Origin of the sequence: Streptomyces tateyamensis, assembly GCF_003205575.1 — a bacterium.
GTDB lineage: Bacteria > Actinomycetota > Actinomycetes > Streptomycetales > Streptomycetaceae > Kitasatospora > Kitasatospora tateyamensis.
The window spans coordinates 85301-95752 of record NZ_PYBW01000024.1 but is presented as its reverse complement, the minus strand read 5'-3'; the positions used below and the strand labels follow the sequence as shown (position 1 = coordinate 95752).

At 73.5% G+C, this 10452-nt stretch carries 10 protein-coding genes; 5 read left to right on the top strand and 5 right to left on the bottom strand.

Annotated elements, in window-relative coordinates; translation table 11 throughout:
* Positions 1–391: 391 nt before the first annotated feature.
* Positions 392–1972, top strand: a complete 1581-nt coding sequence (locus C7C46_RS07565; RefSeq protein WP_110667060.1) for a DEAD/DEAH box helicase — start codon at positions 392–394, stop codon at positions 1970–1972.
* 126 nt (positions 1973–2098) lie between these two features.
* Positions 2099–2485: a CBS domain-containing protein gene (locus tag C7C46_RS07560; protein WP_110667058.1), complete on the top strand. Its 387-nt coding sequence runs from the start codon at positions 2099–2101 to the stop codon at positions 2483–2485.
* A gap of 76 nt (positions 2486–2561) precedes the next feature.
* Here C7C46_RS07560 and C7C46_RS07555 read toward each other — a convergent pair whose 3' ends face one another.
* The 5 genes from C7C46_RS07555 to C7C46_RS07535 all read right to left on the bottom strand — a co-directional run bounded on the left by C7C46_RS07555 (position 2562) and on the right by C7C46_RS07535 (position 7300).
* The gene (locus tag C7C46_RS07555; RefSeq protein WP_110667056.1) at positions 2562–3179 is read right to left on the bottom strand and encodes a maleylpyruvate isomerase family mycothiol-dependent enzyme; all 618 of its coding nucleotides are present in this window, start codon (positions 3177–3179) and stop codon (positions 2562–2564) included.
* A 101-nt stretch (positions 3180–3280) separates the two neighbouring features.
* On the bottom strand, positions 3281–4240 hold the full coding sequence (locus C7C46_RS07550; RefSeq protein WP_110667054.1) for an RNA polymerase subunit sigma-70: 960 nt from the start codon (positions 4238–4240) through the stop codon (positions 3281–3283).
* Between the two features lie 50 nt (positions 4241–4290).
* Positions 4291–5304 carry a LacI family DNA-binding transcriptional regulator gene (locus tag C7C46_RS07545; RefSeq protein ID WP_110667052.1) on the bottom strand — a complete coding sequence of 338 codons (1014 nt, stop codon included), beginning with the start codon at positions 5302–5304 and terminating at the stop codon, positions 4291–4293.
* A 110-nt stretch (positions 5305–5414) separates the two neighbouring features.
* Entirely contained in the window at positions 5415–6017 is a 603-nt protein-coding gene (locus C7C46_RS07540) for a TetR/AcrR family transcriptional regulator (RefSeq protein WP_110667050.1), read from the bottom strand.
* Between the two features lie 89 nt (positions 6018–6106).
* On the bottom strand, positions 6107–7300 hold the full coding sequence (locus tag C7C46_RS07535; RefSeq protein WP_245984271.1) for an alanine racemase: 1194 nt from the start codon (positions 7298–7300) through the stop codon (positions 6107–6109).
* 185 nt (positions 7301–7485) lie between these two features.
* On the opposite strand from C7C46_RS07535, the gene C7C46_RS07530 reads away from it, so the two are divergent.
* The 3 genes from C7C46_RS07530 (at position 7486) to C7C46_RS07520 (ending at position 10366) form a co-directional block, all read left to right on the top strand.
* Entirely contained in the window at positions 7486–8805 is a 1320-nt protein-coding gene (locus C7C46_RS07530; protein ID WP_110667047.1) for a D-arabinono-1,4-lactone oxidase, read from the top strand.
* A gap of 143 nt (positions 8806–8948) precedes the next feature.
* Positions 8949–9638, top strand: a complete 690-nt coding sequence (locus C7C46_RS07525; RefSeq protein WP_110667075.1) for a DedA family protein — start codon at positions 8949–8951, stop codon at positions 9636–9638.
* A 59-nt stretch (positions 9639–9697) separates the two neighbouring features.
* On the top strand, positions 9698–10366 hold the full coding sequence (locus C7C46_RS07520) for an O-methyltransferase (protein ID WP_110667045.1): 669 nt from the start codon (positions 9698–9700) through the stop codon (positions 10364–10366).
* The last annotated feature ends 86 nt before the right edge of the window (positions 10367–10452 follow it).

The window sequence follows — 10452 nt, the reverse complement described above, 5'->3', positions numbered from 1 at the left end:
ACCCGCCTGGTAGCGAGGGGTCCGCACCGCGTACATGCACGGTGCGGGCCCCTCGGCCTTGCGCTTCGACGCATACCCCTGGCCGTTCAGGCCCATGGCTCCGCCACCGGCGGCCATTCCCACGCGAGACGCACAGCGCCGCGTCCGGATCGCCGCCCTGCCGTGACTTCACGGTTCGAGGTTCTTCGCTCCCGCCTCACGCGGTGAGCGCCGACCGTAGGTGAGCCGCACGGTTCTACCGTCCACGCTCCACCCGTCACGTTTTCGGCCCGACCGGCCCGTCCGGCCGTCCGGCCCGTCATACTTCCGGCCCGTTTCCTTGCAGGCTTCGCCGGCGCCCCGCGCCGCAGAGCCTTCCTCGTGACGTGCCGCCCCGAGGAAGGTTTTCCGCATGAACCGATCCAGTCGCTCCTCCTACCAGAACGCCAACTCCCGCTCCAGCGGCAGGGCTTACGGCTCCCGCTCCGGTGGAGGCGCCGGCTCCCGCTCCGGTGGCAGCTCGTTCTACGGCGACCGGCCGGCCAGCGGCCGGTCCTCCGCCGGCCGGGGTGGTCGTCAGAGCTCGGCCCCGCAGGGCGAGTTCGCGATGCCGGTGAGCACCACCCCGGCGCTGCCGGCCGTCGAGGCGTTCGACGAGCTCGACATGCCGAACGCGCTGCTGGCGGTACTGACCCGCCAGGGCGTCACCACGCCGTTCCCGATCCAGGCCGCCACGCTGCCGAACTCGCTGGCCGGCCGCGACGTCCTCGGACGAGGCCGCACCGGCTCCGGCAAGACCATCGCGTTCGGACTCGCCGTGCTGGCCCGCACCGCCGGACAGCGCGCCGAGCCGCGCCGCCCGCTGGCCCTGGTGCTGGTCCCCACCCGCGAGCTCGCGCAGCAGGTCACCGACGCGCTCACCCCCTACGCCCACGCGGTGCGCCTGCGGATGGCGACCGTGGTGGGCGGGATGTCGATCGGACGGCAGGCCCAGGCGCTGAACCGCGGCGCGGAGGTCGTGGTGGCCACCCCCGGCCGGCTCAAGGACCTGATCCAGCGCGGCGACTGCCAGCTGGACGGGGTCGGCATCACGGTGCTGGACGAGGCCGACCAGATGGCCGACATGGGCTTCCTGCCGCAGGTCACCGAGCTCCTCGACCAGGTCGCCGAAGGCTGCCAGACGATGTTGTTCTCCGCGACCCTGGACCGCAACGTCGACCGCCTGGTGCGGCGCTTCCTCAAGGACCCGGTCACCCACTCGGTGGACCCGTCCGCAGGAGCGGTCAGCACCATGGAGCACCACGTGCTGCACGTGCAGAGCTTCGACAAGAACGCCACGATCGCCCACATCGCCTCCCGCGAGGGCGGGGTGATCATGTTCATCGACACCAAGCACGGCGCGGACCGCCTGGTGCAGGACCTGCTCGCGAACGGGGTGAAGGCCGCGGCGCTGCACGGCGGCAAGTCCCAGCCCCAGCGCACCCGCACCCTGGAGCAGTTCCGCACCGGCCAGGTCACGGCCCTGATCGCGACCAACGTCGCCGCACGCGGCATCCATGTCGACGGGCTCGACCTGGTCGTCAACCTGGACCCGCCGAACGACCACAAGGACTACCTCCACCGGGGCGGGCGGACCGCCCGGGCCGGGGAGTCCGGCACCGTGGTCACGCTGGTGCTGCCCAACCAGCGCCGCGAGATGTCCCGCATGATGGCCACGGCCGCCATCACCCCCACCACCACCCAGGTCAACGCCGGCGACGAGGAGCTGGCCCGGATCACCGGCGCCCGCACGCCCACCGGCATCCCCACCGTGATCGCCGACCCCGTGGTCGAACGGCCCCGCCGCAGCCAGTCCGCGAGCCGCGGCCGCCGAGGCCGCCCCACCGGCGACAGCCGGGCGGCCGCCGGTCGCGAGAGCCAGGCGTCCGGTCGGGAGAGCCAGGGGTCCGCCGGGCGCCGCCGGGCGCCCCGGCGCGTCGCCCTCGCCGCGTAGCACCCGCGCGGTCCGGTCCGCACTGCGGACCGGGCCGCGCGCCACTCCGGCGGACTCCGTCGGCCGACCCACCCAGTGCCCCGATCACCGCCGGCCCCGGCGGGACAGACACCAAGGAGTCCGCCCATGACCGTCACCCTCCAACACCCCTCGAGTACCGCCACCGCCACCGTCGGCGACCTGATGAAGCGCCCGGAGCTGCAGATCAGCGACGACGTCATGGTCGACACGGCGATGGACATCATGCACAGCTCCGGCGCGGACCACCTGCTGGTCCGCGACGAGGAGGGCCGCTGCGCGGGACTGCTGACCCGCCTGCACCTGGCGCCGTTCCAGGCCCGGTCCTGGTACACCGAGCGCACCCCGGTACGCGACATCGTCCACGACCGCGCCCCGTTCGCCACCACCGACATGGCCGCCGCCAGTGCGGCAGCCACCATGCACTCCCGCGGCCTGGACACGTGGCCGGTGGTGGACCACGACGGCCACGTCATCGGCCTGCTCACCTTCTGACTCCGAGGACGCGAACCCGCGGCGCCCCCGCCGGGCCCAGCCGGCAGATCGGTGCGCGCCGACCCGTGACCTTTCGTCAGTCCGCCCGTACCGCCCGGTCGGCGGCGGGCAGCGGGCGGCGGCCGGTGATGGTCAGCAGGACGTCCTTGGCCGGCAGCGCGACGACGCGCTCGCCCGTGCCGAACTCCGCGTCGGCGTCGGTCGCGCGCAGCGTGAGGCCGGTGAGGTCGACGCCGAAGAAGGCCAGCCCGCGCCCGTCGGAGTGGGCGAGGACGGTGGCGATGCGGTCGGCAGGGGCCGGCGGCAGGCCGAGCGCTTCGGTGATGTCGAGGCCGTGGATCACGTCATGGCTGAGCGCCCCGGCCTGACCGCCGCCCGGGGGCTGCCAGGGGTGGCGGACGTTGTCGCGCAGGGCGGCCAGCAGCTCGGCCCCGGTCATCCGCGCACCGTCGCGGCGGGCGGCGGTGTCGCAGTAGCGGTTGACGGAGAAGCGGGCCAAGGCCAGTCCGGTCACCCACCGCAGCGGACCCGACCGGAACGGGAGGGTGATGTGCGCGACGACCTCGCGCACGCGCCAGCCCTCGCACAGGGACGGTGCGTCCCACTGCGCGGGGGTGAGCTCGCTGAGCAGCGTGGCGAGGCGCTCACGCTCGGCGTAGGTCTGGGCTTGCAGGTCGGTCTGCTGGATGGCCATGGTCGTGCCGTCCCTTTCGGTAGCAGGAGTGGTGTCACTCCTGCTACGACGGGGAGACCCGGAATTCATCGGCCGCAGCGGAATTGGTTCGCAGCTGTGGTTCACAGCCGCGGTGGCAGCCCGAACTCCGCGAACCGGTCGCCCCAGCCCAGGTAGGTGACGATCTCGGCGACCCGATCACCGCGCAGCTCCAGCAGCAGCAGCGCGAAGGGCCGCAGCACGCCGTCCGCGTCCGGCCGGTACTGGCCGAGGGTCAGGCAACCGCTCGCGAGGCTCCCGGGCACCATCCGGTCTTCGGCGCAGTACTCCGCGCCCGCCTCCATGGCCGCGCCGATGCGCCGCGGGCCGTGCAGCCACCACAGGAACGGCGGCATGCCGGAGCGCACGTCCTGCGCGAGGAGGCCGATCAGCCGGTCCACGTCGTGGGACTCGAACGCCGCCACGTAGTCGCGCAACAGCTGCTGCTGCGCCGGGTCCTCCGGGTCCGCGGCCTGCGCCGGCGCAGGCCGGTGCTGTTCCAGGGTGGCTCGGGCGCGCTGGAGGGCACTGTTGGCGGCGGCAGCGGAGCACTCCAGGATCTGCGCGGTCTCCGCCGCCGTGAACTCCAGCACGTCGCGCAGCACCAGCGCGGCCCGCTGGCGGGGCGGGAGCCACTGCAGGGCGGCGACGAAGGCGAGCCGGACCGTCTCGCGGCGCACGGCGAGCTCGGACGGGTCGGCGACCTGCTCCAGGCGCGAGTGCGCCAGCGGCTCGACCCACTGGGTCGCAGGCAGCGGTGCGCCCAACTCGGCCGTGGTGGAGGCCGGGCCGAGGTCCCAGGGCAGCGCCCGGCGCCCGGCCCCGCGCAGCAGGTCGAGGCAGACGTTGGTGGCGATGGCATGCACCCAGGTGGACAGGCTCGCCCGGGCGCAGTCGTAGCGGTGGAGGTTCCGGTGGGCGCGCAGCAGTGTCTCCTGCACCGCGTCATCGACCTCGCCGGCGGCGCCGAGCATCCGGTAGCAGTAGCCCGTCAGAGGGCCCCGGAGGGGTTCGAGGGCGGTTTCGGCAGACGGCGCGCTCATCCGCCCAGTGTGGCGAACCAGCTACCCGTGCGGTGACGTGCCACGGCGGGTCAGCTCCGTTCGCGGACCGGGGCGGTGGAGCCGCGCACCACCAGTTCGGGCTCGAAGAGCAGCTCGTCGTGGGTCACCCGGACGCCGGAGATCTCGCCGACCAGCAGGTCCACCACGGCCCGGCCCATCGCGTCGATCGGCTGGCGCACGGTGGTCAGCGGCGGGTCGGTGCACATCATGAACGAGGAGTCGTCGTAGCCGATCACCGAGACGTCGTCCGGCACCGAGAGCCCGGCCCGGCGCACCGCGCGCACCGCGCCCAGTGCGAGCGGGTCGCTGGCGCAGACCACGCCGGTGATGCCGCGGCGCAGCAGCCGGGTGGTGGCGGCCTGCCCGCCCTCCAGGCCGAACAGCGCCCGCTCGATGTGGTGGTCGGGCAGCTCCAGGCCGAACCGCGCCATGGTCGCGCGCGCGGCGGCCAGCTTGCGCTGGGAGGGGATGTGGTCGGACGGGCCGAGCACCAGGCCGATCCGGCTGTGCCCCAACTGCCGCAGGTGGCCCACCGCCTGCTCGGTGGCGACCGCGTCGTCGCAGGAGACCTGGCAGAAGTCCAGGCCGTCGATGGCGGCGTTGAGCAGCACGGTCGGCAGGCCGCGCTCGGCCAGCCGGGCGTAGTGCTCGTGCTGGGCGTCGCGCTGGGCGTACAGGCCGCCGAAGAAGACCACGCCGGAGACCTGCTGGGCGAGCAGGAACTCGACGTAGTCGGCCTCGGAGACACCGCCCGCCGTCTGCGTGCAGAGCACCGGGGTGAGCCCCTGGCCGGCCAGCGCGCCGCCGACCGCCTCGGCGAAGGCCGGGAAGATCGGGTTGCTCAGCTCGGGCAGCACCAGACCGACCAGCCGGGCCCGCTCGCCGCGCAGCTGGGTCGGCCGCTCGTAGCCGAGTACGTCCAGTGCGGTGAGCACTGCTTCCCTGGTCGAGTCGGAGACGCCCGGCTTCTCGTTCAGCACCCGGCTGACGGTTGCCTCGCTCACCCCGACCTTCTTGGCCACCTCGGCAAGTCGTCGTGTCATGGCTGGAGTGTAGGGCATTCAGCGCAAGTATTTGCGTCATTTCTGCAAACTGCTGCGGGATTTGACTGAATACTTTGCGCAGCGATGCGTGCCTCGGAAACGCTGCGGCCTCAGGGCTCGCGCGGTCGGGCCACCGAGAGCAGGTAGTCGGCGTACTGGGCCAGCGCCGCGTCGGCCAGCGCGTCGTCGCGGTCGAGCAGCCAGGTCAGGGTCAGGCCGTCCAGCACGCCGAGGGCGAACCGGGCCAGCACCGGCGCCGGGACGGTCCACTCGATGCCGGCCAGCTCGGCCATGGTCTCCAGCGAGCTCTGCGACACGTCCAGGTAGTGCCGGTACTGACGGCGGGCCAGCTCGGCCAGCTCCGGCTGGCGCAGCGCGTACTGGGTCAGCTCGTAGGTCAGCAGGTGCTCGTCCGGGGCCTGGCGGATCCGCTCCCAGTAGGCGCCCAGGGTGGTGTGCACCACCGTCGCGACCGGCGCGCCCGCCACCGCCGAGGCGACCGCCGGGGCCAGCGCCCGCACCATGATCCGCTCGATCACGCTCTGCAGCAGCTCCTCCTTGGAGCGGAAGCAGTAGTGGAAGGCCCCGAGCGGCAGCCCGGCCTCGCCGACGATGGCCCGGGTGGTGGTGCGGGCCACCCCGTCGCGGATCATCACCCGGATCGCCGCCTCGATCAGCTCCTCGCGGCGCTCCTCGGCCGAACGACGGCTCATGCGCGGCTCCCAGGTCTCGATCGGCGGCTTCGACGGCCTCGATTGCTTCAACGGTTCGGCCGCCTTCGACGTCTTCCAGGCGGGGCACGTTACAGGAACGCGTGGCCCTCGCCGCGGTAGGTCGGCACCTCGCCCACGATCCGGCCGTCCTCCACCAGGTGCAGCAGGTTCACCCGCTCGCACAGCTCGCCGGCCTTGGCGTGCCGGAACCAGACCCGGTCGCCCAGGCGCAGGCTGTCGGCCGCCACGCCGGTGAGCGGGGTCTGCACCTCGCCCGCGCCCTCGGTGGGCACCAGGCTCAGGCCGGGCGGCCAGACCGGGGTGGGCAGCCGGTCCGGGCCGGCCGGGCCGGAGGCGATCCAGCCGCCGCCCAGCACCGTGACGTGCCCGCGGGCCGGGCGGCGGGAGACGGTCAGTGCGAAGTAGGCGGCCGGGCGCGGGGTGAACACCCGGTAGTGGTCGAACAGCACGGGGGCGTAGACCCCGGAGCCGGCGGCCAGTTCGGTCACCGCGGCCTCCGCGGCGGTGCTCTCCAGGCTTCCGGTGCCGCCGCCGTTGACGAACTCCAGCGGCGCCACCGCCTGCACCGCCCGGACCGCGGCGTGCCGGCGGTCGGCGAGCTCGCGCCGGGACAGGTGCTGCATCGCGCGCACCCCGGTGCGCAGCAGCGGCTTGTCGGGGCGGTTGTCGGCGAGGCCGGCGATCTGGCCCTCGTAGGACATCACGCCGACCAGGCGCAGCCGCGGCCGGGCCAGCACGGCGCGGGCCAGTGCGGCCGCCTCGGCCGGGGCGTGCAGCGGGGAGCGGCGCATGCCCAGGTGCAGCCGGCCGCCGAGCAGGCGCAGCGAGGCGTCCAGGTCCAGGCAGATCCGCAGCGGCGGGCCGTCCGGGCCGACGGCCGCGCAGATCAGGTCCAGCTGCTCGACGCCGTCCACCATCAGCGCCACCCGGGCGGCGGCCTGCTCGTCGGCGGCCAGGGCGCGCAGCGGCTCTGGGTCCACGCAGGGGTAGCCGACCACGATGTCGCCGAGTTCCGGAGCCAGGGTGGCGGCCAGCCAGAGCGCCTCGGGCAGGGTGAAGGCGAGCACGCCGTCGAAGCCCGGCACCCGCAGCACCCGCTCGATCAGGTCCCGGCAGCGCAGCGACTTGCTGGCCAGCCGGATCGGCTTGCCGCCGGCCCGGCGGACGAGTTGGGTGGTGTTCGCGTGCATGGCGTCCAGATCGACCACCGCGAACGGCGGGGTCAGCGCGGCGGTCGCCTGGTGCAGCCGGTCGATGCTCAACGGACGGTCCTCTCCTCGGCCCGGCCCCGTGTCGGGTGGGCGCAACCCTGGCCCGGCCGGGCGGGCAAGTCAAGACTCTTGGACGCTTGACTTGGACATCAGTCCAAGTTCATTCTTCCTCGCAATTCACCAAGCTGGACCGAGCTGAGCCGGACCCGGCTGAGCAGAGCCGAGAGGACCCGGACATGACGGGCACGTGGCGCAACTGGGCGGGCAACGAGCAGGCCCGGCCCGCGCGGGTGGTCACTCCGCCGGACGCCGGCGCGGTGGCCGCGGCCGTGGCCGGCGCGGTCCAGGACGGGCTGGCGGTCAAGGCGATCGGCTCCGGCCACTCGTTCAGCCCGGTGGCCGTCGCGCCCGGCGTCCAGCTGCGGATGGACCGCCTCGACCAGTTGGTGGCGGTGGATGCGGCCAGTGGACTGGTCACGGTCGGCGCCGGCATGCCGCTGTGGCGGCTCAACCCGCTGCTCGCCGAGCACGGGTTGGCCATGGAGATCCTCGGCGACATCGACCGCCAGACCGTCTCCGGCGCGATCTCCACCGGCACCCACGGCTCCAGCGTCCGGTTCGGCGGCATCGCCACCCAGGTCCGCGGTCTCCAACTGGTGCTCGCCGACGGCACGGTGACGCACTGTTCGGCCACCGAGCGCCCCGAGCTGTTCGCCGCCGCCCGGATCGGCCTCGGCGCCCTCGGCGTGATCACCCAGGTCACCCTGCAGTGCGTGCCGCTGTTCGCCCTGCAGGTGCGCGACACCGCCCGGCCGATCGCCGAGGTGCTCGACCAGGTGCACGAACTGGCGGACGACAACGACCACTTCGAGTTCTTCTGGTTCCCGCACAGCACCACCTCGCTGACCCGCCGGTTCACCCGGCTGCCCGGCGACACCGCGCTGAGCCCCGTCCCCGAGCTGACCCGCCGCCTGGACGCCGCGCTCAACGGTCCCGGCTTCGAGGCACTGTGCCGGATCGGCACCCGGTTCCCGGCGACCGTGCGCCCGATCGCCCGGTTCGCGGCCAAGGCGATGTCGGCGCGCGAGTGGACCGACCTGTCCTACCGCGTCTTCGCCTCCCCGCGCGAGGTCCGCTTCCTGGAGGGCGAGTTCGCCATCCCGCGCGAGCACACCACCGAGGCGCTGCGGGCGATCAAGGACTGGGTCGACCGGCACGACGAGCGGATCATCTTCCCGTTGGAGGTCCGCTTCGTCGCCGCCGACGACATCTGGCTCTCCACCGCCCAGGGACGGGAGAACTGCTACATCGCCTTCCACCAGTACCACCGGATGCCGCACCAGCGGTACTTCCAGGCCTGCCAGCGGATCCTCGCCGAGTTCGGCGGCCGCCCGCACTGGGGCAAGATGCACACCCTCACCGCCGCGGAGCTGCGGCCGCGCTACCCGCACTTCGACGAGTTCCTCGCGGTGCGCGACGCCGTGGACCCGAGCGGCGTCTTCGCCAACCCCTACCTGGACCGGGTGCTCGGACCGGCGCCGCAGGCCGGGCGGTAGCCCGAGCGCGGGGTCCGGGAACCCAAAGGGCTGGCAAACCGTTCGGGCCAGGGGCAGCGGATAGGCTGCCCTACCAGGGCGGCCCGCTGCCCGACCGACCGGCCGACCAGCCCCGACCGCTTCTCGTGGAGGACCCCGCCTTGCTGCACATCGACGCGTGGATCCAGAGCGTCCCGCCCGCCGCGGTGTACGCGCTGATCGCCCTGATCATCGGCGCGGAGAGCCTCGGCATCCCGCTGCCCGGGGAGATCGCCCTGGTCGCGGCCGGTCTGATGGCTTCCAAGGGCGTGGTCGACCCGGTGCTGCTCGCGGTCTGCGCCAGCGCCGGCGCGATCATCGGCGACTCGATCGGTTACGCGATCGGCCGCCGGTACGGCAAGCCGCTGTTCGAGAAGCTGGGGCGCCGGTTCCCCCGGCACTTCGGGCCCGAGCACCTGGCCACCGCCGAGAACGCCTTCCACCGCTGGGGCATGTGGGCGGTCTTCTTCGGCCGTTTCATCGCCCTGCTGCGGATCTTCGCGGGCCCGCTGGCCGGCGCGCTGAAGATGGCCTACTGGCGGTTCCTGGTCGCCAACGTGCTCGGCGGCGTGCTCTGGGCCGGCGGCACCACGGTGGCCGTCTACTACGTGGGCAAGGGGGTCGAGCAGTACCTGCAGGGCTTCTCCTACGTCGGGCTGGGGCTGGCCGTGGTCGGCGGCGCCGTCTCCGGCCTGGTGTTCAAGCACCGCGCCGCCAAGGCGCACGCCGCCCGGCAGGCGGAGCAGGCCTCGACGGCCGCCGACAGCGGCGAGGCCGTCGAGGCCGCGGGGGCCGGGATCGGCACAGGTGAGTGACCATCAGCTCCGCGTAGGATCCTGACCGGCAACAACCGGCGAGCGAAGCGGAGGACCCGATGACCCAGCAGCAGTGGACCGCGGTGGACGGCTACCTGAACGAGGTGCTGATCGGCGAGGACGCGGCACTGACCGCCGCGCTGGCCACCAGCGCCAAGGCAGGCCTGCCCGAGATCGCGGTATCGCCCACCCAGGGCAAGCTGCTCAACCTGCTCGCCGCGAGCATCGGCGCCCGCCGGATCCTGGAGATCGGCTCGCTCGGCGGCTACAGCGCGATCTGGCTGGGCCGCGCGCTGCCCGCCGACGGCCGGCTGGTCTCGCTGGAGCTCTCCCCGGCGCACGCCGCCGTGGCCCGGGCCAACCTGCACGAGGCCGGCCTGGAGAAGGTGGCCGAGGTGCGCACCGGACGGGCCGCCGACAGCCTGGCCGAGCTGGTCGACGACGGGGCCGAGCCCTTCGACCTGGTCTTCATCGACGCGGACAAGGCCAGCATCCCCGAGTACCTGGACTTCTCGCTCAAGCTGACCCGCCCCGGCTCGCTGATCATCGTGGACAACGTGATCCGCGGCGGCGCGGTCGCCGACGCCGACAGCCAGGATCCGTCGGTGCTCGGCGTCCGCCGGATGCACGAGCTGGTCGCCGCCCACCCCCAGCTGGAGGCCACCGCGGTGCAGACGGTCGGCAGCAAGGGCTACGACGGCTTCACCCTAATCCGGGTCGGCGGCTGACGCGGGCCTGGCCCGGCCGCCCACAGCGCGGCCGGGCCAGGAGCACCGGAGTGACGGGGACGGGGGCCGGGCGGCCCGGCCCGCCT

Coding starts and splice junctions, on each gene's coding strand:
- C7C46_RS07520 (WP_110667045.1), top strand. CDS start 9,698: ATGACCCAGCAGCAGTGGACCGCGGTGGACGGCTACCTGAACGAGGTG.
- C7C46_RS07555 (WP_110667056.1), bottom strand. CDS start 3,179: ATGGCCATCCAGCAGACCGACCTGCAAGCCCAGACCTACGCCGAGCGT.
- C7C46_RS07545 (WP_110667052.1), bottom strand. CDS start 5,304: ATGACACGACGACTTGCCGAGGTGGCCAAGAAGGTCGGGGTGAGCGAG.
- C7C46_RS07565 (WP_110667060.1), top strand. CDS start 392: ATGAACCGATCCAGTCGCTCCTCCTACCAGAACGCCAACTCCCGCTCC.
- C7C46_RS07540 (WP_110667050.1), bottom strand. CDS start 6,017: ATGAGCCGTCGTTCGGCCGAGGAGCGCCGCGAGGAGCTGATCGAGGCG.
- C7C46_RS07560 (WP_110667058.1), top strand. CDS start 2,099: ATGACCGTCACCCTCCAACACCCCTCGAGTACCGCCACCGCCACCGTC.
- C7C46_RS07550 (WP_110667054.1), bottom strand. CDS start 4,240: ATGAGCGCGCCGTCTGCCGAAACCGCCCTCGAACCCCTCCGGGGCCCT.
- C7C46_RS07530 (WP_110667047.1), top strand. CDS start 7,486: ATGACGGGCACGTGGCGCAACTGGGCGGGCAACGAGCAGGCCCGGCCC.